Genomic DNA, 23316 nt, shown 5'->3' with positions numbered 1-23316 from the left:
GTTCGCCCGGGCTTTTTTTGTGGCACTTATTGGGGGCGTTCCTGGTAACGGGCCCAGATGGCCTTTTCGCCAAACGATTTCACAAGCGCCTCATGCGCCTTGATTTCATCCTCGCCAAGCCGGGATGCGAGCGGCCGGGGCCGCTGGAGCGTAGTGAGTTCCACCACATCCTCTTCAATGACGGTGCGCGTCTGCGTGTTGCTCGCCAACCCCAGTGCAGCCTGGCGACCACCGATCATCTCGATATAGACTTCCGCCAGAAGCTCGGAGTCGAGAAGCGCGCCGTGTTTCGTGCGGTGCGAATTGTCGATCCCGTAGCGCCGGCACAGCGCATCAAGCGAATTCGGCCCCATCGGGTTCTTGCGCCGCGCCATGGACAGCGTGTCGATCACCTGGTCGGACGGAACGGGCGGCAGGCCCAGCCGGTCGAATTCGGCGTTGATGAAGCCCATGTCGAAATTCGCATTGTGCGCCACCCACTTGGCGCCGTCGAAAAACTCGCGGATCTGATCGACGACCGCGGCAAAATTCGGCTTGTCCTTCAGGAAGTCGTCGGTGATGCCATGGACGGCAAGCGCGTCCGGATGCACCTTGCGGTCGCCCGGATTGATATAGATGTGAAAGGTCCGGCCCGTCGGAAAATGGTTCAGAAGTTCGATGCCGCCAATTTCGATGATGCGGTCGATCTTGTTATCAAGGCCGGTCGTTTCCGTATCGAAGATGATTTCACGCATCTTTTCCGCTCCATTATCCCGTTTCAATGCCAGCCCGCACCGCGGCGATGATCTCGCGCACCCGGCCTGTCGCCATTTCGATGCCGTGGCCGGTATCGATGATGAAGTCTGCTCTTGCCCGCTTGTCCGCATCGGGCAATTGCCGCGACAGGATGAGGTTGAACTTTTCCTCACTCATCCCCGGTCGTGCAAGCACCCTTTGCCTCTGGATCTGTGGATCGCACGAGACGACCACGATCACATCCACTCGGTCGGCCGCGCCGCTTTCAAACAGAAGCGGAATATCGAGAACCACCAGGTCACGGCCGCTGGCGCGATGCTTCTCCAGGAAGGCGGCCTCCCGTGCCCGAACCAGCGGATGCACGATGGCTTCCAGTTCCTTGAACCGATGCGGCTCTGCGGCAAGCACCCGCGACAGGGCAGCGCGGTCGATGGCACCGTCTCTCGTTACACCTGGAAAGGCTGCCTCGATGGGTGTGACGGCCTCGCCCCGATACAGATCATGCACCACCTGATCGGCATCGTTGACCGGAATGCCTTCGGCGGCAAACAGAGCTGCCGTGGTCGACTTTCCCATGCCGATCGATCCGGTGAGGCCGATCCTGATCATCCATGGGCCTCCATGTCTCTGACCACAAGGGCGCGCAAGGCGTCATCCACCACCGGGCGCCGGCCGAACCATTTTTCAAAACCGGGAACCGCCTGGTGGAGAAGCATGCCGAGACCATCCACTGTTGCAAAACCTTGTGCCTTTGCCATGGCGAGTATTGGCGTTTCGAGCGGCACGTAAACGATGTCGGTCACGACCGCATCGAAGCGCATCGGCGAAAAATCGATTTCTGGCGCTGCCTCGCCATCCATGCCAAGCGACGTGGTATTGATAAAAAGCCGGGCGTCCGCCATGACCTCGGCAAGCGCTTCCATGGGATGGGCATGGACGCGCTCGCCAAACCGGTCAGCCAGCGCCTTGGCCCGCGACTGGGTGCGGTTGACCACGTGAATCTCGCCGATACCACGATCACGCACTGCCTGGATGACCGCCCGGCTTGCGCCCCCTGCCCCCAGAATGACAGCGCAATGCGCCTTGTCCCAACCGGGATGGTACTGGTCGAGATTGGCCGTAAAACCATAGCCATCGGTATTGGTTGCCTTCAGCAGGCCATCTTCGAGCCAGAGCGTGTTGGCTGCGCCCAGTTCCTCGGCAAGCGCATCCGGCTGGTCCGCCAGTTCGAAGGCACGCTCCTTATGGGGAATGGTGACATTGCCGCCGCGGTAGCGGCGATCGGCTTTGAGGGATGCGATGAAAGGCTCAAAATCCGTCGGCAGAACCTCGAGCGCCCTGTAGCTTCCCTCCAGCTCGAATTGGCGCAACCAGTGGCCATGGATGAGCGGCGAGCGTGAATGGCGGATGGGGCTGCCGACGACGAAGGCGGCTAACGTTTCACGTGAATCAGCCATTAATCACTCCAAGGTCACGCAATGCTTGCAGGAGGGGCAGCATGGGAAGCCCCAGAATGGTAAAGTAATCGCCATCGATATGCGAAAATAGCTGAATGCCCTCCCCTTCCAGCTGATAGGCGCCGACGCTGGTCAAAGCCTTGTCGCCGATGCGGGAAAGGTAGCCGTCTATAAAGCTGTCGCCGAACGGCCGGGCTGTCAGTCTTGCCATGACCACATCTTCAAACAGCGACACGCCATCTCGAACGATCGCGAACCCGCTGTTCAACTGATGGGTCTTTCCCGAGAGCGACAGAAGCGATTCACGAGCTTCGGCAAGATGTACCGGCTTGTGATAGAGCCGGTCGCCGAGCGACATCGTCTGGTCCGACCCGATAACAAAGGCACCGGGCCAATGGCGACTCACGGCAAGCGCCTTTTCCCGGGCGAGGACCTGGGCCACCTGCTCGGGGCCCGCTCCCGCCTCGTGAAGACCTGCTTCAATTGCACGTTCATCGATATCTGCCGCCTGAGCGCCAAAGACCAGACCGGCGTTTTTCATCAGCATGCGGCGAAACGGGCTGGAGGACGCAAGAACAAGCGGTGGGGTCACGGGTTCATTCCGGGCTTTGAACATCAGAGTGCGGATTACCGCAGCTTCGGACGCAGGGCAACGATGGCAGCGGCCGTTTCTTCGATGGAACGCCGTGTCACGTCGATGACCGGCCATTGATGGCGGGCACAGAGGCTGCGCGCATACTTCAGCTCCTCATGGATGTTTGCCCGGTCCGTATAATGGCCGCGGTCAAAACCGGTGACGGCACCAAGCTCGCGATTCTCTCGGACCTGAGAAATACGGTCCGTCGTCGCCACCAGTCCGACGATCAGCGGGCGGCTGGACTTCAGCAGGCTTTCCGGAAGCGGCACGCCTGGCACGATCGGGATATTGGCGCATTTGATGCCGCGATTGGCGAGATAGATCGATGTCGGCGTCTTGGATGTCCGGCTGATGCCGATGATCACCACATCCGCCTCGTCGTAATTCTCCGCCATCTGTCCATCATCATGGTCCATGGCAAAGTTCAGCGCATCGATCCGTTTGAAATAGTCGGCGTTGAGCGCATGCTGCGCACCGACCCGACGGCGCGACATGGCACCCAGATAGGTCTGGAACGTCGCAAGCACCGGTTCCAGCACATTTACCGATGGAACGCCGAGGTCACGGCAGCGTTGAGCAACATGGTCAGCCAGATCCTGGTCGACGATCGTATAGAGAACAATGCCGGGTTTTCCGTCAATCGCTTCCAGCACCGGCGACAATTGGCGGCGGTTTCGGATCAGCGGATAGACATGCTCGATGGCGAGCGACCCCTGGAATTGGGCGGACGCTGCACGCCCTGCCGAAATGAGGGTCTCTCCCGTTGAGTCAGAAATGAGGTGCAGATGAAAGAAGCTTTTGCGGTTCTCCACGGTAAACTTCACCCTCTGTTCATAACCTGGGATAAACCACGATGCCTGGAGCAGCCGCCTGGAGCGGGCGGAACAAGTGTCACTTTATCCACAACGAAGGGTTCTGTGCGGCGGACTGTCCAAGCTATGTGGGAACTGGGGATAACTGCCAAGACGCATCTCCTTTCTCACAGACTGTCCACAGGCATGCTTCAATTCGGCGGCGTCGCAACGAATTGATTCCAGAGCGTGAATCGCCACTGTCCACATCCGGCGATCTATGCCTATATCTCTTTCCAGCCTGGGTGTCATTGTCGCACCGATCGCGTGCCGACTGTGCAAAATAAATGATCCTTGATAGTCACCGACTCTAAGAATCAGAAGAATCCAGGATTCTCATTTTCTTTGTTTTAGGGAGAACACGGTTTGCCTTCACCACGCCGAAAGGTTCTGGAGGTCCTGCAAGGATCGACCGTCACGCCCCCACCGATCTGGCTGATGAGACAGGCAGGTCGATACCTGCCGGAATATCGCGAAACCCGGAAACAGGCCGGGAGCTTCCTGCAGCTCTGTTATTCTCCGGATCTGGCAACCGAAGTCACGCTCCAGCCGATCCGGCGCTACGGATTTGATGCGGCCATCCTGTTCTCCGATATTCTCGTGATCCCTGATGGACTGGACCGGAACGTTCACTTCATTGAAGGCTCGGGCCCCAGGATGGAGCCGATCGACGAGGAAGGAATTTTTTCGCTTTCTCCGGAAAAGGTTCTTCCGCACCTCAAGCCCGTGATGCAGGCTGTCGAGCAGATCCGCGCGCGCCTGCCGGATGAAACCACGCTGCTTGGCTTTTGCGGTGCGCCCTGGACGGTTGCCACCTATATGATTGCCGGCCACGGCACGTCCGATCAGGCTCCGGCCCGCCTCTTCGGCTATCGCCATCCAAAGGCCTTTGCGCATCTGCTGGCGGTGCTTGCCGATCTGTCTGCCGATTATCTCGTCGCCCAGATCGATGCGGGTGCCGATGCCGTTCAGATCTTCGATTCCTGGGCGGGCGTGCTCGGGGAAACGGAGTTCGAGGAATATGCCATCAAGCCGGTGTCGCGGATCATTCGCAGCGTCAAGGAACGCCGGCCGCAGGCAAAGATCATTGCTTTTGCCAAGGGCGCCGGCATGAACCTGCGCCACTACCGCCAGAAGACGGGGGCAGACATGATCGGGCTCGACTGGTCGGTGCCGCTGAGCTTTGCCGCCGACCTGCAGAAGGATGGGCCTGTCCAGGGCAATCTCGATCCCATGAGGGTTGTTGCAGGCGGCCTCGCACTTGATGACGGGATAGACGCAATCCTTCAGGTTCTCGGTCAGGGACCACTGGTGTTCAATCTCGGGCACGGCATTACGCCGGAGGCGAACCCCGATCACGTGACGCAGCTCGTCAACCGTGTGCGGGGGGGTGCGCATGGCGCCTGAGAAACAGGTGGACGCGCGGCCTGGACACCGGGCAGCGTTGCGGGCCGCCATCGCGCTCATCGTCTTTGCCGGAATTGTGGGAGGGCTCGTCACCCTGCAGCCGGAGAACCTTTACCTCTGGGTGAAGGCATTTCACGTGATTGCGGTCATCGCCTGGATGGCCGGTCTGTTTTATATGCCGCGGCTTTTCATCTATCACACCGATGCTGAACCGGGTTCGCAGCAGTCGGAAACCTTCAAGGTGATGGAGAAGCGTCTGCTGAAGGTTATCATGAACCCGGCGATGATGATCAGCTGGACGCTCGGTCTCTACCTCGCCTGGGACGTGTTTCAATTTCAGGGCGGATGGCTTCACGCCAAGATTGCGCTTGTCATCGCCTTGACGCTCACCCATATCCATCAGAGCCGCGCCGTTCGACAGTTTGCTGTCGACGGGCCGCGCAAGACAGCGCGTTACTGGCGTCTGATGAATGAAATCCCGACCGTGCTGATGATGCTGATTGTCATTCTCGTGATCGTCAAACCGTTCTGAGCGCGAAGAATTCCGCAAGCCCCCCTTGCGGCTCACTGTTGAAGCCGCTATTTTCCCGCCACTCATCTTTCGTGGCTCGTGTGCATTCTCCTGTCGTCCGCGGTTTTCCTGCGGTAGCGAATTTCACAGACACGCCAATTCCCTCAAAATTAGTCAAAGCGGTCCCTCTTCATGGCTGAAATGAAGCTTCAAGAACTCAAGAGCAAGTCCCCGACCGACTTGTTGACCTTCGCTGAATCGCTGGAGGTCGAAAACGCGAGCACGATGCGCAAGCAGGAGTTGATGTTCGCGATTCTCAAGGTCTTGGCCAGCCAGGATGTAGAAATCATCGGCGAAGGCGTCGTCGAGCTGCTGCAGGACGGGTTCGGCTTCCTGCGTTCGGCCAATGCCAACTATCTGCCGGGCCCCGACGACATCTACATCTCGCCTTCCCAGATCCGCCGCTTCTCTCTGAAGACCGGCGATACGGTTGAAGGCCCGATCCGGGGGCCGAAGGAAGGCGAACGCTATTTCGCCCTTCTGAAGGTCAACACGATTAATTTCGATGATCCGGAAAAGATCCGTCACAAGGTTCACTTCGATAACCTGACGCCGCTTTATCCGAACGAGCGCTTTAAGATGGAACTGGAGGTTCCGACCTCCAAGGATCTCTCGGCCCGCGTCATCGATCTGGTGGCGCCGCTCGGCAAGGGTCAGCGCGGTTTGATCGTCGCACCGCCGCGCACCGGTAAAACCGTTCTTCTGCAAAACATCGCCCACTCCATCACGGCCAATCATCCGGAATGTTATCTGATCGTTCTGCTGATTGACGAGCGGCCGGAAGAAGTGACGGACATGCAGCGCTCGGTGCGAGGTGAGGTTGTTTCGTCCACCTTCGACGAACCGGCCGTGCGTCACGTTCAAGTCGCTGAAATGGTCATCGAGAAGGCCAAGCGTCTGGTCGAGCACGGTCGTGACGTCGTCATCCTGCTCGATTCCATCACCCGTCTTGGCCGCGCCTACAACACCGTGGTTCCGTCTTCCGGCAAGGTGCTGACCGGTGGTGTGGATGCCAACGCCCTGCAGCGCCCCAAGCGCTTCTTCGGTGCAGCGCGCAATATCGAGGAAGGCGGCTCGCTGACGATCATCGCGACCGCCCTCATCGACACCGGCAGCCGCATGGACGAAGTCATCTTCGAAGAGTTCAAGGGCACCGGCAATTCTGAAATCGTGCTCGACCGTAAGGTCGCCGACAAGCGTATCTTCCCGTCGATGGACATCCTGAAGTCCGGCACCCGCAAGGAAGACCTGCTTGTGCCGCGCCAGGACCTGCAGAAGATTTTCGTTCTGCGTCGCATCCTAGCCCCGATGGGCACAACGGATGCAATCGAATTCCTCATCGACAAGCTGAAGCAGACCAAGAGCAACGGCGACTTCTTCGATTCCATGAACACCTGATCGATAGCCGGATTCGATATCCGGCTTGTGAAAGCAATCGGCGGTAGAAGAGGGCTTATGTCCCTGAACCAGTCAGACACAATCTTTGCACTTTCGAGCGGGGCGACACCATCCGGTGTCGCCGTTGTTCGTTTAAGTGGTCCTGATGCCTTCACCGCGGGGCGCGATTTGACATCCTTCCCTGCAGGCCGTGCCATGGTTCTGCGATCGATTCGCCGCCGGAACGGTGAGCTGATCGACAAGGGATTGGTGCTGAGCTTTCCTGGACCTGCGTCCTTTACCGGGGAAGATTGCCTGGAATTCCAGCTGCATGGCGGCCCTGCCGTGGTGGCGGCTCTGCAGAGCGAGCTTCTGGCGCTTGGACTTCGCCCGGCGGAGGCGGGAGAGTTCACGCAGCGCGCCTTCAACAATGGCAAGATGGATCTTGTCGAAGTGGAGGGGTTGGGAGACCTCATCTCGGCAGAAACTGAAATGCAGCGTCGACTGGCCATCGAGCAGAGCGCAGGCGGCCTATCGCGTCAGTATGGGGAATGGGCGGAAGGGCTAACCCGCTGCCGTGCCCTCATCGAGGCAGAACTTGATTTCGCTGATGAGGACGATGTTCCGGGCTCAGTGTCTGATCAGGTCTGGCGGCAGGTCGAGGCAATCCAACGCCAGGTCACAAGCCAGATCTTGGCGACCGAAAAGGCGGGTGCTGTGCGCGACGGGTTCAAAGTCGTGATCGCCGGACCGCCCAATGCCGGGAAATCGAGCTTCCTCAACGCGATCTCGAAGCGCGACGTGGCGATCGTCACCGATATTGCCGGAACCACGCGCGATATTCTGCATGTCGATCTCGATCTGGATGGCTTTCTGGTGCGCTTCTATGACACCGCGGGTTTGCGGGAGACCACTGACGTGATCGAACGTGAGGGCGTACGAAGAGCACGACAAGCGATAGCCGAAGCTGATCTTGTTCTCCACCTCACGGAAATCGATTCTCAGGCGCAACAATCCCTCGATCTTGCAAGCGACATCCCCATTCTTCATATTGGGACAAAAAAAGACAATGGCGCCAGTGCCGACAGATCTTTCGATCTCCTGATTTCGACGAAAACAGGGGAAGGTCTCGACGACCTGCGTCAGGCTATTCTGGCGCGTGTGCGCGATAACTGGGCTGCCGTCTCCGCCAGCGGGGCCGGAAGGCTCCGCCATCTTGCCCACCTTCAACGCGCTTCCCATTTCATGGCAGAAGCGTTATCAGGGGCGGAACTCGACCTTCGGGCGGAAAGCCTGAGACTGGCAGCAGAAGAGCTAGGTCGCATCACCGGTCGGGTCGATGTGGAAGATCTCTTGGATGTGATTTTTTCCGAATTCTGCATTGGCAAATGACTCACGTGAAACACTGCGGGACAGCGGGCGTGGACATGAACGGCTTTGACGTAATTGTAATTGGCGGCGGACATGCCGGATGCGAAGCGGCGTCGGCGGCAGCTCGCCTCGGTGCGAAAACCGCACTGGTGACCCATCGCCGCGACACGATCGGTGTCATGTCCTGCAATCCGGCGATCGGTGGCCTGGGGAAAGGACATCTCGTTCGCGAGATAGATGCGCTGGATGGATTGATGGGCCGCGTTGCGGATGCCGCCGGTATCCAGTTTCGCTTGCTCAATCGCAAGAAGGGTCCGGCTGTCCGTGGGCCCCGGACCCAGGCGGATCGCAGGCTTTATCGTGAAGCCATGCAGCGAGAAATTTTCGGGCACACCAATCTCACTGTCATCGAAGGTGATGCTTTCGATCTGGAGCATGCGGATGGGCGTGTCACAGGCGTCGTGATGAAGGACGGGACCCGCCTGCCCTGCCACGCCGTCGTCTTGACGACCGGCACGTTTTTGCGTGGCATGATCCACATCGGCGACCAAACCATTCCTGCCGGTCGCGTGGGAGAAGCGCCGTCCACCGGGCTGTCTGCCACGCTTGGCGCGCTCGGTCTGTCGCTCGGCCGTCTGAAGACCGGAACGCCGGCGCGTCTCAATGGCGCGACCATCGACTGGAGTGCCATCGGCAGCCAGGAAGCGGATGAGGAGCCGGTTCCCTTTTCCTTCATGACGCAGACGATCACCAACCGGCAGATTGCCTGTGGTGTGACGCGAACAATCGATGCAACGCACAAGATCATCGCCGACAACATCAAAAAGTCGGCCATGTATTCCGGGCAGATTACCGGCGTTGGTCCCCGCTACTGTCCCTCGATCGAGGACAAGATCGTTCGGTTCGGGGAACGGGACGGGCATCAGATTTTCCTGGAGCCGGAAGGCTTGGATGACGACACAGTCTATCCGAATGGCATTTCGACCTCCCTGCCCGCCGATATTCAGGAAGCGTTCATCCGCACAATCCCCGGGCTTGAGCAGGTCGAAATCCGCCAGCCGGGCTATGCCATCGAATATGATCACGTCGATCCGCGCGAATTGGGAGTGGATCTGCAGCTGAAACGGATGGGTGGTCTGTTTCTAGCGGGCCAGATCAACGGCACGACGGGCTACGAGGAAGCAGGCGCGCAAGGTCTGGTCGCCGGCTTGAATGCTGCCCGGTTGGCGGGCGGCGAACAAGCTGTCACGTTTAGCCGAACGGACTCCTATATCGGCGTGTTGATTGATGACCTGACGAGCCGCGGGGTCACTGAACCTTATCGCATGTTCACCTCCCGTGCCGAGTATCGCATTTCGCTTCGTGCCGACAATGCGGATCTTCGCCTGACACCCATTGCGATCAAGCTCGGCCTTGCAGGAAAAGCGCGCGCGGAAAAATTCGAAGAATTTGAATCGCACATAGCGAACGGCCGGAACATGCTGCAGAGCTTGACCGTGACTCCCAAGGAAGCGGAGACGCACGGCCTGCATCTCAATCAGGACGGTCAGCGGCGGAGCGCCTATGATCTTCTGTCCTATCCCGATATTGACATATCATCGGTCCGGCAAGTCTGGCCGGAACTTAAGCAACTGCCTAAGCCGGTTGCCGAGGCTCTGGAAATCGAAGCCGGCTATGCTGTCTATATGGCGCGCCAGCAGGCGGATATCCAATCGGTCCGGCGAGACGAAGATCGGCAGATTCCGGATACGTTCGACTTCGACCAGATCTCGGGCCTGTCAAATGAATTGAAGTTAAAACTGAAGCGTGCCGCGCCGCGCAACATCGCCCAGGCATCCAAGGTTGACGGTATGACGCCGGCAGCGCTGGCACTGATCCTGGTGCTGGTGAAGAAGGCAGAGCCGCTTCGCGAGGTGCGAGTCTCTTGATGCAACTGAACGGCAAACGTGTTTCACGTGAAACAGTCGACCGCCTGGAGCGCTTCGAAGCGCTCTTCCAGAAGTGGGCACGGACTATCAATCTCGTCGCTCCCTCGACGAAGGTTGATTTCTGGAAACGCCACATTGCCGACAGCGCCCAGATCTTCCAGCTCTCCCCTGAGCCGGCTGTGTGGGTGGATCTCGGTTCCGGCGGTGGGTTCCCAGGCATCATTACGGCGATTTTCCTGGCGGAGCTCGGAGAAGGCTGGGTCCATCTCATCGAGAGCAACCAGAAAAAGGCTTCTTTCCTGAGAACTGCCATTGCGGAAACGGGCGGTCGTGCCTCCGTTCACCCGGTGCGAATTGAAGCTGCCGTGCAAACCGTACCCCGATGCGACCGGATTTCGGCCCGTGCGCTTGCCGAACTGCCGCTTCTGCTCGATTACGCATCCGGTTGGATGCTGTCCAATCCTGCCGTCAAGGCCTATCTGCACAAAGGCCGGGATTACGCGGCTGAAGTCGACAAAGCGCATGGCCGCTGGAACTTCGATCTGGTACAACATGCAAGCGTTGTCGAGGATGATTCCGTGATCTTGGAAGTCTCTCAGCTGCAGCGCAGGCTTTGACCTCACCAGCAGGTGTTCCATGTACGAGAGCAATCGGATCATCACAATCGCCAACCAGAAGGGTGGTGTCGGCAAAACGACGACCGCCATCAATCTCGCGACGGCTCTGGCCGCTATTGGCGAACGGGTTCTGATTGTTGACCTCGATCCGCAGGGTAATGCCAGCACAGGGCTCGGCATTGACCGGAAGGATCGCAAGATGTCGTCCTTCGACGTGATGATGGGTAGCCAGACCATCCGGGATGCCGCTATCGCCACTGCCGTTCCGAACCTTTTCATCGTTCCCTCCACGATGGATCTTCTCGGTCTTGAGATGGAAATCGGCCGCGATGCCGATCGCGCTTTCCGGCTGCGCCGCGCGCTGCAAACGGTCGAGGCGCTCGATTTTTCCTATATCCTGCTCGATTGCCCTCCCTCCTTTAATCTGCTGACCATCAACGCTATGGCGGCCGCTCATTCGGTCTTGGTTCCGCTGCAGTGCGAATTCTTCGCACTGGAGGGTTTGAGCCAGCTTCTGGAGACGGTCAATCAGGTGCGTCAGACGATCAATCCGGGTCTCGATATTCAGGGGATCGTGCTCACAATGTTTGACGCACGCAACAACCTCGCGCAGCAGGTGGTGAATGATGTGCGTACCTATCTCGGCGAGAAAGTCTACCACACGCTCATTCCACGCAATGTTCGCGTCTCCGAGGCGCCCTCCTATGGCAAGCCCGCCATCCTCTATGATCTGAAATGCGCGGGAAGCCAGGCCTATTTGCAGCTGGCCTCCGAGGTCATTCAGCGCGAACGGCGGCGTAAGGCTGCCTGATCTGCCAAGGGTAAAATGAAATGAGTGAAGATCTTTCCAAGCGGCGCCTCGGTCGCGGCCTTGCCGCATTGATCGGCGAAATGGACCAGGCTTTGCCGGTGGGCGAGCCTGCGGCGCGCGCTGTCAATCCCGATCGACTGGTGCCCATTGAACATGTGTTGCGCAATCCGCGCAACCCGCGCCGCACATTCGATGAAGCCGAGTTGCAGGACCTGGCGAGCTCCATCCGTCAGCACGGGATTGTCCAGCCAGTCGTCGTCCGCCCGGTTGGAAATGATTTTGAAATTATTGCCGGTGAGCGCCGCTGGCGTGCAGCCCAGCTGTCGGGTTTGATCGAAATCCCGGTGATCGTCCGCGATGTGGATGATCGCACGGCGCTGGAAATCGCGATCGTCGAAAACGTCCAGCGTTCGGACCTCAATCCGCTGGAAGAAGCGCTGGGTTATGAGCAGCTGATCGCCGAACATGGCTACACGCAGAACGATCTTGGCGAGATCATCGGCAAGAGCCGAAGCCATGTGGCCAACAGCCTGCGCCTGCTGAAACTGCCGGAACCGGTGCGGGATATGCTCTCGTCGGGCGATCTCTCGGCCGGCCACGCACGTGCGCTTGTGTCGACATCCGATCCGGCAGCGCTTGCCCGCACCATCGTCGCCAAGGGTATGTCGGTGCGGGATGCCGAACGACTGGCCCAGAATGACATCAAGGCACAAAGTGAGCCGCAGACGCTGTCGCGGGCTCCGGAGAAGGATTCCGACACTCTGGCGCTGGAGCGGACGTTAACGGATGCGCTTGGACTGGACGTGAAGATCAGCCACAAGAGCGGTAGCGGCCAGATCCGCATTTCCTATCGTACGCTGGAACAGCTGGAAGAAGTCTGCCGGCTTTTGGAGCGCCGATAGGCGTTCCAGACCGATAAGCCCCGATTTTGGACCGAAAACCGCGGTTTAGCCGCGCGCTGCACCTCGTGCAGATTGAAGCGCCGTCGCGAGCAAGGTCTGAAACGCGATGGTATCTTCCAGAACTGCCTTCTGGCGAGAGTGGAGAACGGCGGTTTGGAGGCGATTGGTCTCGCGGGCCAGGGCCTCACCCGTCCAGCTGCGGAGCGCCTTCTCAAATAGGGGCTTGCGCTTGAAATGGATATGGCGGCCCATTGTCTGCATGATCTGCGCCGGCTGGCTGCGCTTCTCATCCATTTCGGCACGCATAAGGTCGAGCAGTTGAAATTGGCGCAGACAAGACTGCAGCACGAGAAAGATCGGCGTCTTTGAACTGACGATCTTCTGGATGGCTCGATGAAGTCCGGGCAAGTCTCCCTTCAGCACGCAATCAAGAGCATCATCGGTGGAGATGGCACTAGCATCACCGATGATCTCCGTCACGTGATGTTCCTCGATGACGGCATTGCCGCGGCAATAGAGGGCGAGCTTGCGGATCTCGTTGCGAGATGCCACGCGGTCGCCGCCCAGCCCTTCCAGAAGCCGTTCACGTGCATCGGCGGTGATGCGCAGGTTTTCTGCTGAAAGCTCGTGATCTATCAACAGATTCAAAGACTTGACGTCATCCGCATAGCAGGGGATGGCAACCGCAAGCTTGGCCGGTTCGCAAAGCTTGCGCAGCACATTGGTTTTCTTGAGATCACCACCTTCGATGATCAGAAGGTTTTCCGGTTCAGGTCCTGCAAGTAGGACCTGCAGCGCATCTGCCAGCGGCTTCTCGCTGCCGTTTCCACGCAGCCAGACCAGCTTATTGCCGCCGAAAAGGCCTACCGAATTGACTTCGTCCACGAGACGACCGGGATCGCCCTGAAGGTCGGAGAGATCCAGCCGTGTAAAGGAGAACGGGTCGTCCTGCGAGACGCCGGCCTTTGCCGCCAGCTCGCCGGCACGTTCCGAAACAAGTCCGCGATCGGGTCCGTAGATCAGGAAAATCCGGTAGAGTTGCGCGGCTTTCGGCAACAGCCGCTCGAACTCATGGGCCTTGATTTCCGCCATGGCGCTCAGCGGCCAAGGGTAGCAGCAAGATCCGCGCGGATGAATTCGGCAAGTTCACGTCCAGCGCGGTCTTCCGCATCGCGGTAGGCGCGAAGTTTGGCAAACTGCTGGTTGCCGATATCGACGAGCGACGTCACAGAGCGCGTCGCGGTCCGCAGGACCTTGCCGTCACTAATCTTGGTGAGCGTATAGGTTGCCGATACGGTGACGCGGCCGGGGGTCACGCTCTGGGAGATCTGGTCATCCAGAATGTCGGCGCGAACCGACGTCACGCTCATTGCAAGCTGATAGTCGGCCGTTACCGCCTCCCCTGCACCACCGCTCGTCAGGAAGATCAGCTGGTTTCGCACCACCTGACCCACCCGGTCGCCGGCTGCAGAGAACTTGATCGCCGCCAGCTTCTGCGGTGTACCGCTTGTGGATGAATAGAGCGGTCGCACCTGGCAGGCCGACAGGGACACCGCGGCTGCAAGAATGAGCACAAGCTGGCTTGCGCGGCGAAGGGCCGGTGAGAGTTCAAACAACAATGTTGATGATCCTCTGTGGGACGATGATGATCTTTTTCGGCGCACCGCCGGCAAGGGCCGTACGCACCGCTTCAATCTGCAGGACTGCCTGCTCGATAGTATTGTGATCCGCGTCACGGGCGATTGTCAATTCCGCCCGCTTCTTGCCATTGATCTGCACCGGCAGCAGCACGTCATTGTCGGCCACGAGTGCTGCATCAAAGACAGGCCAGCCGGCCTGCGCAATCAGACCCTCGTTTCCAAGGACGGACCAGCACTCTTCCGCCAGATGCGGTGTCATGGGTGCGATCAGCTGCACCAGGATCTGCGTGGCATCGCGAACGGCGGAAACGGTTGCCGCATCGGCGCTGCCGCCCGCAACCTGCGTCAGCGGTTGCGCCAGCGAATTCACCAGCTCATAGATCCTGGCGACAGCCTTGTTGAAGGCAAGCTTTTCGTAATCACCCTCGACCGCTTTCAGCGTCTTGTGGGCGATCTGCGAAATGGCGAGCGCCGAGCCTTCGTGAGCCGGCTTTGCTTCGGCGGCACTCAAGGTAGGAGCGGCTTCCGACACGAGGCGCCAGACGCGCTGAACGAAGCGGTGCGCGCCTTCGACACCGGATTCCGACCAGATCACATCGCGCTCCGGCGGCGAATCCGACAGAACGAAGAAGCGGGCGGTATCTGCACCGTAGGAGGCGATGATATCATCCGGATCGACAACGTTCTTTTTCGACTTCGACATTTTTTCGATCGAGCCGATCGACACTTCCTCGCCGGACGTCAGCATATAGGCCTTGCGGGCCCCATCGATATCCTCGATGCGGATTTCCGCCGGCGCCACCCACTGACCGTTCTGCCCTTCGCCGAGGCGATAGGTTTCATGCACCACCATGCCCTGCGTAAAGAGGCCCTTGAAGGGTTCGCTGAGGTTCACATGGCCGGTTTCGCGCATGGCGCGTGTGAAGAAGCGCGAATAAAGCAGATGCAGGATCGCGTGCTCGATGCCACCGATATACTGGTCGACTGGCAGCCAGCGGTCGGCAACTGCCGGGTCCGTGGGGCGGTCTTCCCATGGGGCGGTGAAACGGGCGAAATACCAGCTCGAATCGACGAACGTGTCCATCGTGTCGGTTTCACGCCGCGCATCATGGCCGCATTGCGGGCAGGCCACATGTCGCCAGGTCGCGTGACGGTCGAGCGGATTGCCGGGAACGTCGAAGGTGACGTCATCCGGCAGCTGGACGGGAAGATCCTTCTTCGGCACCGGCACCACGCCGCAGACTTCGCAATGGATGACCGGGATCGGGCAGCCCCAGTAGCGCTGGCGCGAAACACCCCAGTCGCGCAGGCGGAAGTTCACCTTGCGCGCGGCCTGCGGCGCATTGCCGACCTGCTGTTGAGACAGGAGGTCCGCCACCTTCTGGAAGGCGTCGTCTGTCGAAAGGCCATCGAGAAAGCGCGAATTGATCATCACGCCATCGCCGACATAGGCCTCGTCGCCCACGGTGAAGCTTGCCGCATCGCCGTCCTTCGGCATCACCACCGGCACGACCGGCAGATCATACTTGCGGGCGAAATCGAGGTCGCGCTGGTCACCGGAGGGGCAGCCGAAGATCGCGCCCGTGCCATAGTCCATCAGTATGAAATTGGCGATGTAGACAGGCAGCTCCCAGCTCGGATCGAGCGGATGCTTGACGGTGAGGCCGGTGTTGAACCCCTTCTTTTCCGCCGTTTCGAGTGCGGCAAGCGATGTGCCCTGCCGGCGGCATTCCTCGGCAAACGCGGCGGCCTCGGCGTTACTTGCCGCAATCGCCTTTGCCACCGGATGATCGGCGGAAATGGCGAGGAATGACGCGCCGAACAGCGTATCCGGACGGGTCGTATAGACCTCGATCTCGCGGCAGCCGGCCTTGGAGGTGCTTTCTTGCGACAGTTCCCAGCGGATCGTCAGCCCTTCCGAGCGACCGATCCAGTTCTTCTGCATCAGGCGCACTTTTTCCGGCCATTGGTCGAGACCGTCGAGAGCTACCAGCAGATCCTCGGCAAATTCCGTGATCTTGAAGAACCACTGCGTCAACTCGCGCTGCTCGACCAATGCGCCGGAGCGCCAGCCGCGGCCGTCGATGACCTGCTCGTTCGCCAGAACCGTCTGGTCGACCGGGTCCCAGTTGACCTTTGACTGCTTGCGGTAGACCAGCCCCTTTTCCATCATGTCGAGGAACAGGTACTGCTGGCGGTGATAATAATCGACGTCGCAGGTCGCAAACTCGCGCGACCAGTCGAGCGACAGGCCCATCGACTTCAGCTGCGCCCGCATGGTGGCGATGTTCTGGTAGGTCCAGTCCTTCGGATGAACCTTGTTCTGCATGGCGGCGTTTTCTGCCGGCATGCCAAAGGCATCCCAGCCCATCGGATGCAGCACGTTGAAGCCGCGGGCCCGCTTGTAGCGCGCAACCACATCACCCATCGCATAGTTGCGCACGTGGCCCATGTGGATGCGGCCCGACGGATAGGGGAACATCTCGAGCACGTAGTACTTTTCGCGGGTGTCGTTGTTGTCGGTCTCGAAGGTCTTCTCTTCGGCCCACTTTGTCTGCCAACGGGGTTCGGCATCCCGCGGATTGTAACGTTCGGTCGCCATTTCAGTGAAATTCCGGGTATGAATAAGATGCGAGACCTTCACCACGAAAGCCGGTGAGCGTCAAGTTTTGAGGGTGCCCGATGCGCCGCGGGCGATCAAACACTTGGCATTCGGCCCTTCTGGCGGTATCGCCGGACGAGAGAGAATGCCATCGACCCCAAGGAGAGGCCATGACGATCGAGGAAAGACTGGCAGAGGTCCGCACAAAGATAAGTGCGGCGGAGCACGATGCAAGCCGGGCTGAACGCTCTGTGACGCTCGTAGCTGTGTCGAAGACATTCGAGGCCGATGCCATCCGCCCCGTCATTGCCGCGGGCCAGCGTGTGTTCGGCGAAAACCGCGTCCAGGAAAGCCAGGGCAAGTGGCCGCAGCTGAAATCGGAGACACCGGGCATCGAGCTTCACCTCATCGGCCCGCTGCAATCCAACAAGGCTGCCGATGCGGTTGCCCTGTTTGACGTGATCGAAACGGTCGACCGCGAGAAGATCGCCCGCGCCGTTGCCACCGAGATGCAGACGCAGGGAAAACCATGCAGGCTTTATGTCCAGGTCAATATCGGCATGGAGCCGCAAAAAGCCGGCATCGCGCCGAAGGAGACGGTGGCTTTCGTTGATTTCTGCCGCAAGGAGCTCGGTTTGTCGGTGGAGGGGCTGATGTGCATCCCGCCGGCTGACGACAATCCGGGCCCCTATTTCGCACTTCTTGCAAAGCTCGGCCGCGAGGCCGGCGTCGAGAAACTGTCCATTGGCATGTCGGGCGATTTTGAAACGGCAATTGCCTTTGGGGCGACGAGCGTGCGGGTCGGCTCCGCAATCTTCGGCCATCGTTGACAAAGCGCAAGCCTCGGAGTCCCAGGCTTGCGATGCCTTCCCCTTTCGTCGGGCTTTTCGCTCTCATCAGCTGCTTCTAAACTGCATCAGAGGGCAGTGGCGGACGATGGGAGGATCAGATGCAAAGCCGGTATCACGAGGTCTATCAGGAATGGCAGCAGGACCCGGAATCCTTCTGGGGCGAGGCGGCAAAGGCGCTGCACTGGTTCAAGCCGCCGACGCGCGTCTTTGATCCGGATCAGGGCGTTTACGGTCGCTGGTTTGCCGATGGCGAGACCAATACCTGCTATAATTGCCTTGACCGCCATATCGCCGACGGGCGCGGCGGTGATCGGGCCCTGATCTTCGATAGCGCTATGACCGGCGACCAGCGCATCTATTCCTATGATGACATGCTGACGGAAGTGCAGGCCGTGGCCGCTGTCCTCAAGAATCTCGGTGTGGAGAAGGGCGATCGCGTCATCATCTACATGCCGATGGTGCCGGAGGCGATCTTTTCCATGCTGGCCTGCGCCCGTTTGGGTGCCATCCATTCGGTGGTGTTCGGCGGATTTGCTGCCCATGAACTGGCGACGCGGCTGGATGATTCGCAGGCAAAGGTGGTGATCAGCGCCAGCTGCGGTCTGGAACCGGGCCGGGTTGTTCCCTACAAGCCTCTGCTCGACCAGGCGGTGGACATGGCGCGGGTGAAGCCGGATTGCTGTCTGATCCTGCAGCGCGACCAGCTGCATGCCGCGCTGCGCTACGAACATGGCGATGCGGATTTTGCCCATCTGGTGGAGGTGGAAAAGGCAAAGGGAACCGTGGTGCCCTGCGCCGTCATGGCAGCCACAGACCCGCTCTATATTCTCTATACGTCGGGCACCACGGGTCAGCCTAAGGGCGTCGTGCGCGACAATGGCGGGCACATGGTGGCGCTCAACTGGACCATGGCCAATATCTACGGCGTCTCGCCCGGCGAAGCCTTCTGGGCGGCCTCCGATATCGGCTGGGTGGTCGGACATTCCTACATCGTCTACGGCCCGCTGCTGGCGGGCAATGCCACCGTCGTCTTCGAGGGAAAGCCCGTGGGAACGCCGGATTCGGCGGCCTTCTGGCGGGTGATCGAGGATTATGACGTGAAGGTGCTGTTTACGGCGCCCACTGCCTTTCGTGCCATCCGCCGCGATGACCCCGACGGTGATCTCGTCTACCGTCATGACCTGTCGGGTCTGCGCGCCCTGTTTCTTGCCGGCGAACGCGCCGACCCGGAAACGCTGAAATGGGCCGAGCGCCTGTTGAAAGTGCCGGTGATCGACCATTGGTGGCAGACGGAAACCGGGTGGGCGATTGCGGCCAATCCGGCGGGCCTCGGGCTCCTGCCGTTCAAATACGGCTCGCCGACCCTTCCAATGCCGGGGCATGCGATCGAGGTTGTCGACGATGCCGGACATCCGGTGGAGGCCGGCACGCTCGGCAATATCGTGATCCGGCTCCCCCTGCCCCCCGGTTGCCTCGTCAGCTTCTGGAATGCCGACCAGCGCTTTCGCGCGACCTGCCTCGACGAGTTTCCCGGCTACTATAAGACGGCCGACGCCGGCATGCGCGACGAGGATGGGTATGTCTTCGTCATGGCACGCACCGACGATATCATCAATTGCGCTGGCCATCGTCTTTCCACCGGAGCTATGGAAGAGGTCTGTGCCATGCATCCGGATGTCGCCGAATGTGCGGTCATCGGGGTCATGGACGCCTTGAAGGGGCAGATCCCCTGCGGCTTCCTCGTCTTGAAGAACCGCGTGACGCGCGATAGCGCCCTGATCATTCGTGAGGTGGTGGATCTGGTGCGCCAGGAAATCGGCCCGGTGGCAGCCTTCCGGACCGTGATGATCGTCGAGCGCCTGCCAAAGACCCGTTCCGGCAAGATCCTGCGCGGCACGATGCAGAAAATCGCCGATGGCTTGCCGTGGAAGATGCCGGCAACGATTGATGATCCGGCCATTCTCGACGAGATCGGCGCGATCCTGCGCAACCATGGTTATGCTGGCCCTTCGCCTACGCCGTCAGCGGCGTAGCAGGCAGATTGCGCGCATAAAAAAGCCGGCGCTGAGGCCGGCTTTTCAAACAGGAACGGTCAGACCTCAGTAACGGTCGTCATCCTCGTCGTCGGTGCGGGTGGATTTCAGCGACGACAGCTTGGCAAAGACGGCGTCGGCGTCGATTTCCTTCTCTTCCTCGCGCTCGTAGCGATAGCCGAGGTTCTCGGTTTCGCTGGCGGCCTGCAGCGTGGCGCCCATTTCGGCGGCCGTCGGCAGCGGGCGGTTTTTGGCGGCGCGTTCGACTTCGAGATCGAGATCGATCTGGCTGCAAAGGCCCAGCGTGACCGGATCCATCGGCGTCAGGTTGGCCGCGTTCCAGTGAGTGCGATCACGGATCTGCTCGATGGTGGATTTCGTCGTGCCGACGAGGCGCGAAATCTGCGCATCCTTCAGTTCGGCATGGTTGCGCACCAGCCAGAGAATGGCGTTCGGGCGATCCTGGCGCTTGGAAACCGGCGTGTAGCGCGGGCCACGACGCTTGGATTCCGGCACGCGTACCTTCGGCTCGGAGAGCTTCAGGCGGTAGTTCACGTCCTTCTCCGCGCGGGCGATTTCATCGCGCGACAGCTGGCCGGTGGCGATCGGATCGAGACCCTTGATGCCTTGCGCGGCTTCACCATCGGCAATCGCCTTCACCTCGAGAGGGTGGAGCTTGCAGAACTGGGCGATCTGATCGAAGGAGAGCGCCGTGTTGTCGACGAGCCAGACTGCCGTCGCCTTCGGCATGAGCAATTGTTGAGCCATGGATATGATCCTTCTATCGTCCGCGCCGGTGTCGCGGGCCGTGGGCTGTCACCACAATTTCCGGGAATTCCCGGGCTCTATAACCGGATTGCGAATAAATTGCAATTCTTCAAGCAGCATGACCGTTTGTCTAATTGTCGTCACCGCTCCACCTGATAAGAATCACATTCGGGAACCGCTTTCGTCGTTCGCAGGCGGTGGAGCATGAGGAGGAATGTCATGTCGGAGAAAGTGTATCCGGTCCAGAAGCACGTGAAGAGCCAGGCTCTGGTCGACCGTGACAAGTACATGAAATGGTACGAGGAAAGCGTCGAAAACCCGGACAAGTTCTGGGGCAAGCACGGCAAGCGGATCGACTGGTTCAAGCCTTACACCAAGGTCAAGAATACCTCCTTCAAGGGCAAGGTGGCGATCAAGTGGTTCGAGGATGGGCTGACCAACGTCTCCTACAACTGCATCGACCGCCACCTGAAAACCCATGGCGAACGCACGGCGCTGATCTGGGAAGGCGACAATCCCTATATCGACAAGAAGATCACCTACAATCAGCTTTATGATCAGGTGTGTCGCCTCGCCAATGTGATGAAGAAGCATGGCGTGAAGAAGGGCGATCGCGTCACCATCTATATGCCGATGATCCCGGAAGCGGCCTATGCGATGCTGGCCTGCGCCCGCATCGGCGCGGTGCATTCGGTCGTTTTCGGCGGCTTCTCGCCCGAGGCCCTTGCCGGCCGCATCGTCGACTGCCAGTCCACCTTCGTCATCACCTGCGATGAAGGCGTGCGCGGCGGAAAGCCGGTGCCGCTGAAGGAAAACACCGACAAGGCGATCCATATCGCGGCGCGCCAGTATGTCACCGTCAACAAGGTGGTCGTGGTGCGCCGGACCGGCGGCAAGACCAACTGGGCGCCCGGCCGCGACCTCTGGTATCACCAGGAAATCGCAACCGTGAAGGGCCATTGCGAACCGGTGAAGATGAAGGCGGAAGATCCGCTGTTCATTCTCTACACCTCCGGTTCCACGGGCAAGCCGAAGGGCGTGCTGCACACCACCGGCGGCTATCTCGTCTATGCGGCGATGACACACGAATATGTCTTCGATTACCACGACGGCGACGTCTACTGGTGTACCGCAGACGTCGGCTGGGTGACCGGCCATTCCTACATCGTCTACGGGCCGCTCGCCAATTGCGCGACCTCGCTGATGTTCGAGGGCGTGCCGAACTTCCCCGACCAGGGCCGTTTCTGGGAGGTGATCGACAAGCACAAGGTCAACATTTTCTACACCGCGCCGACGGCCATCCGCTCGCTGATGGGGGCCGGCGACGAATATGTCACCCGTTCGCAGCGCTCCAGCCTGCGCCTGCTCGGCACGGTGGGCGAGCCGATCAATCCGGAAGCCTGGGAATGGTATTACAATGTCGTCGGCGAAAAGCGTTGCCCGGTGATCGATACCTGGTGGCAGACGGAAACCGGCGGCCACATGATCACGCCGCTGCCGGGCGCCACCGCGCTGAAGCCGGGATCGGCCACCCTGCCCTTCTTCGGCATCAAGCCGCAGCTGGTCGATAATGAAGGCAATGTGCTGGAAGGCGAAGCGGACGGCAATCTCTGCATCACCGACAGCTGGCCGGGGCAAATGCGCACGGTCTACGGTGACCACGAGCGCTTCATCCAGACTTATTTTTCCACCTACAAGGGGAAATATTTCACCGGCGACGGCTGCCGCCGCGATGCCGATGGCTATTACTGGATCACCGGCCGCGTCGATGACGTGCTGAATGTTTCCGGCCATCGTCTGGGGACCGCGGAAGTGGAGTCGGCGCTCGTCTCCCACCATCTCGTGTCGGAGGCCGCCGTGGTCGGCTACCCGCATTCCGTCAAGGGACAGGGCATCTATTGCTATGTCACGCTGATGGCGGGCAATGAGGGAACCGAGGCGTTGCGCCAGGAACTGGTCAAGCACGTGCGCCAGGAAATCGGGCCGATTGCGGCTCCCGACAAGATCCAGTTCGCCCCCGGTCTGCCGAAAACCCGTTCGGGAAAAATCATGCGCCGCATCCTGCGCAAGATCGCCGAGGACGATTTCGGTGCGCTCGGCGACATCTCGACGCTGGCCGAGCCCGCCGTTGTCGATGACCTGATCGAGAACCGGCAGAACAAGGCGCCCGTGGCGGCCTGATTGAGCCCCGTCTCTCACGCATCACGGCCGGTGGAGCAATCCGCCGGCCGTTTCTATTAGGCGCAGTTGAGTGGCCGGCTCAACAATCAGCTGCGAACACAGAGGTCGTTCTTGCGACCCTTGCCGCTATAGGGCGTTGCAAGCCCTGCCTGCAGGATTTCGCGGGCGGGATCACGTCCGTCGGCCAGCGAAACGTCGGCCACGATCCGGCCGAAATATTTGTCCGCGGCAATGCGCGAGAGCTTCACCTGCGGTGAGAGGGCGGCCATGTCTTCCAGCAGGCGCTTGGCTTCTTCTGCAGCCTGGCGGCCGGTATCGCATTTGGATTTCAGCTCTGCCGTATCGATGCCGCGCAGCCGCACGAACACTTCCACGCTCTGTTGCGGCCAGGGCCGTGCGGTCACCAGAAGCGTGTCGCCATCCACGACACGAATGACATCCGCCACAACCGGCCCCTCCACCAGCGTTTCGGCCTTGGCGAAAGGTGTCGCAGCAAGGCCGATCATCAGGGTCAACAACGGGAGGGAGCGGGAATAGGTCATACAAGGAAAATATTCCTTGTATCGGTCAACGTCAA

At 59.9% G+C, this 23316-nt stretch carries 21 protein-coding genes; 11 read left to right on the top strand and 10 right to left on the bottom strand.

Translation table 11 applies throughout. From position 1 onward, the window contains the following. Positions 1-26: 26 nt before the first annotated feature. From dnaQ to J2858_RS21180, 5 genes are read right to left on the bottom strand one after another with little or no spacing between them, the layout of a single operon-like run. Entirely contained in the window at positions 27-734 is a 708-nt protein-coding gene (dnaQ, locus tag J2858_RS21200; RefSeq protein WP_210106852.1) for a DNA polymerase III subunit epsilon, read from the bottom strand. A gap of 13 nt (positions 735-747) precedes the next feature. Beyond that, entirely contained in the window at positions 748-1344 is a 597-nt protein-coding gene (coaE, locus tag J2858_RS21195) for a dephospho-CoA kinase (protein ID WP_210106851.1), read from the bottom strand. Beyond that, the gene (locus J2858_RS21190) at positions 1341-2192 is read right to left on the bottom strand and encodes a shikimate dehydrogenase (RefSeq protein WP_210106850.1); all 852 of its coding nucleotides are present in this window, start codon (positions 2190-2192) and stop codon (positions 1341-1343) included. The genes coaE and J2858_RS21190 overlap by 4 nt, the downstream gene beginning before the upstream one ends. Next, positions 2185-2784: a Maf-like protein gene (locus J2858_RS21185; RefSeq protein ID WP_210106908.1), complete on the bottom strand. Its 600-nt coding sequence runs from the start codon at positions 2782-2784 to the stop codon at positions 2185-2187. The genes J2858_RS21190 and J2858_RS21185 overlap by 8 nt, the downstream gene beginning before the upstream one ends. Positions 2785-2819: 35 nt before the next feature. Beyond that, positions 2820-3641, bottom strand: a complete 822-nt coding sequence (locus J2858_RS21180; protein WP_210106907.1) for a pyruvate, water dikinase regulatory protein — start codon at positions 3639-3641, stop codon at positions 2820-2822. Between the two features lie 405 nt (positions 3642-4046). On the opposite strand from J2858_RS21180, the gene hemE reads away from it, so the two are divergent. The 8 genes from hemE to J2858_RS21140 all read left to right on the top strand — a co-directional run bounded on the left by hemE (position 4047) and on the right by J2858_RS21140 (position 12664). Continuing rightward, complete coding sequence (gene hemE / locus J2858_RS21175) at positions 4047-5087, top strand: uroporphyrinogen decarboxylase (protein ID WP_210106849.1); 1041 nt, start codon at positions 4047-4049, stop codon at positions 5085-5087. Continuing rightward, entirely contained in the window at positions 5077-5619 is a 543-nt protein-coding gene (gene hemJ / locus J2858_RS21170; protein WP_210106848.1) for a protoporphyrinogen oxidase HemJ, read from the top strand. Before hemE ends, hemJ begins: the two co-directional genes overlap by 11 nt. 171 nt (positions 5620-5790) lie before the next feature. Beyond that, entirely contained in the window at positions 5791-7056 is a 1266-nt protein-coding gene (gene rho / locus J2858_RS21165; protein ID WP_210106847.1) for a transcription termination factor Rho, read from the top strand. Between the two features lie 63 nt (positions 7057-7119). Further along, positions 7120-8427 carry a tRNA uridine-5-carboxymethylaminomethyl(34) synthesis GTPase MnmE gene (gene mnmE / locus J2858_RS21160; RefSeq protein WP_210106906.1) on the top strand — a complete coding sequence of 436 codons (1308 nt, stop codon included), beginning with the start codon at positions 7120-7122 and terminating at the stop codon, positions 8425-8427. A 35-nt stretch (positions 8428-8462) separates the two neighbouring features. After that, positions 8463-10334, top strand: coding sequence for a tRNA uridine-5-carboxymethylaminomethyl(34) synthesis enzyme MnmG (gene mnmG / locus J2858_RS21155; RefSeq protein ID WP_210106846.1), 1872 nt, complete (start codon positions 8463-8465; stop codon positions 10332-10334). Then, positions 10334-10951, top strand: coding sequence for a 16S rRNA (guanine(527)-N(7))-methyltransferase RsmG (gene rsmG / locus J2858_RS21150; protein WP_210106905.1), 618 nt, complete (start codon positions 10334-10336; stop codon positions 10949-10951). Before mnmG ends, rsmG begins: the two co-directional genes overlap by 1 nt. 19 nt (positions 10952-10970) lie before the next feature. Beyond that, on the top strand, positions 10971-11762 hold the full coding sequence (locus J2858_RS21145) for a ParA family protein (protein WP_210106845.1): 792 nt from the start codon (positions 10971-10973) through the stop codon (positions 11760-11762). 20 nt (positions 11763-11782) lie between these two features. Next, the gene (locus tag J2858_RS21140) at positions 11783-12664 is read left to right on the top strand and encodes a ParB/RepB/Spo0J family partition protein (RefSeq protein WP_210106844.1); all 882 of its coding nucleotides are present in this window, start codon (positions 11783-11785) and stop codon (positions 12662-12664) included. 45 nt (positions 12665-12709) lie between these two features. On the opposite strand, the gene holA is transcribed toward J2858_RS21140, so the two are convergent. Genes holA through leuS form a run of 3 tightly spaced genes read right to left on the bottom strand, consistent with a single transcriptional unit; the run spans position 12710 to position 16906 of the window. Beyond that, entirely contained in the window at positions 12710-13756 is a 1047-nt protein-coding gene (gene holA, locus J2858_RS21135; RefSeq protein WP_210106843.1) for a DNA polymerase III subunit delta, read from the bottom strand. Positions 13757-13761: 5 nt separating this feature from the next. Beyond that, positions 13762-14283 (bottom strand): LPS assembly lipoprotein LptE, encoded by a 522-nt coding sequence (locus J2858_RS21130; RefSeq protein WP_210106842.1) that lies wholly within the window; start codon positions 14281-14283, stop codon positions 13762-13764. Then, complete coding sequence (gene leuS, locus J2858_RS21125) at positions 14273-16906, bottom strand: leucine--tRNA ligase (RefSeq protein ID WP_210106841.1); 2634 nt, start codon at positions 16904-16906, stop codon at positions 14273-14275. The genes J2858_RS21130 and leuS overlap by 11 nt, the downstream gene beginning before the upstream one ends. A gap of 170 nt (positions 16907-17076) precedes the next feature. Between leuS and J2858_RS21120 the strand changes: the two genes are divergently transcribed. Next, positions 17077-17736: a YggS family pyridoxal phosphate-dependent enzyme gene (locus J2858_RS21120; RefSeq protein ID WP_210106840.1), complete on the top strand. Its 660-nt coding sequence runs from the start codon at positions 17077-17079 to the stop codon at positions 17734-17736. A gap of 119 nt (positions 17737-17855) precedes the next feature. After that, positions 17856-19790: a propionyl-CoA synthetase gene (locus J2858_RS21115; RefSeq protein ID WP_210106839.1), complete on the top strand. Its 1935-nt coding sequence runs from the start codon at positions 17856-17858 to the stop codon at positions 19788-19790. A 66-nt stretch (positions 19791-19856) separates the two neighbouring features. Here J2858_RS21115 and J2858_RS21110 read toward each other — a convergent pair whose 3' ends face one another. Further along, positions 19857-20558, bottom strand: coding sequence for a DUF1013 domain-containing protein (locus J2858_RS21110; RefSeq protein WP_210106838.1), 702 nt, complete (start codon positions 20556-20558; stop codon positions 19857-19859). 219 nt (positions 20559-20777) lie between these two features. On the opposite strand from J2858_RS21110, the gene acs reads away from it, so the two are divergent. Further along, positions 20778-22739 carry an acetate--CoA ligase gene (acs, locus tag J2858_RS21105; protein ID WP_210106837.1) on the top strand — a complete coding sequence of 654 codons (1962 nt, stop codon included), beginning with the start codon at positions 20778-20780 and terminating at the stop codon, positions 22737-22739. An 86-nt stretch (positions 22740-22825) separates the two neighbouring features. Here acs and J2858_RS21100 read toward each other — a convergent pair whose 3' ends face one another. Next, the gene (locus tag J2858_RS21100; protein WP_245366911.1) at positions 22826-23281 is read right to left on the bottom strand and encodes a thermonuclease family protein; all 456 of its coding nucleotides are present in this window, start codon (positions 23279-23281) and stop codon (positions 22826-22828) included. Positions 23282-23316 lie beyond the last annotated feature (35 nt).

This window comes from Neorhizobium galegae (genome assembly GCF_017877135.1).
GTDB classification, from domain to species: Bacteria; Pseudomonadota; Alphaproteobacteria; order Rhizobiales; family Rhizobiaceae; genus Neorhizobium; species Neorhizobium galegae_A.
This window is presented reverse-complemented; position numbering and strand designations above follow the sequence as displayed.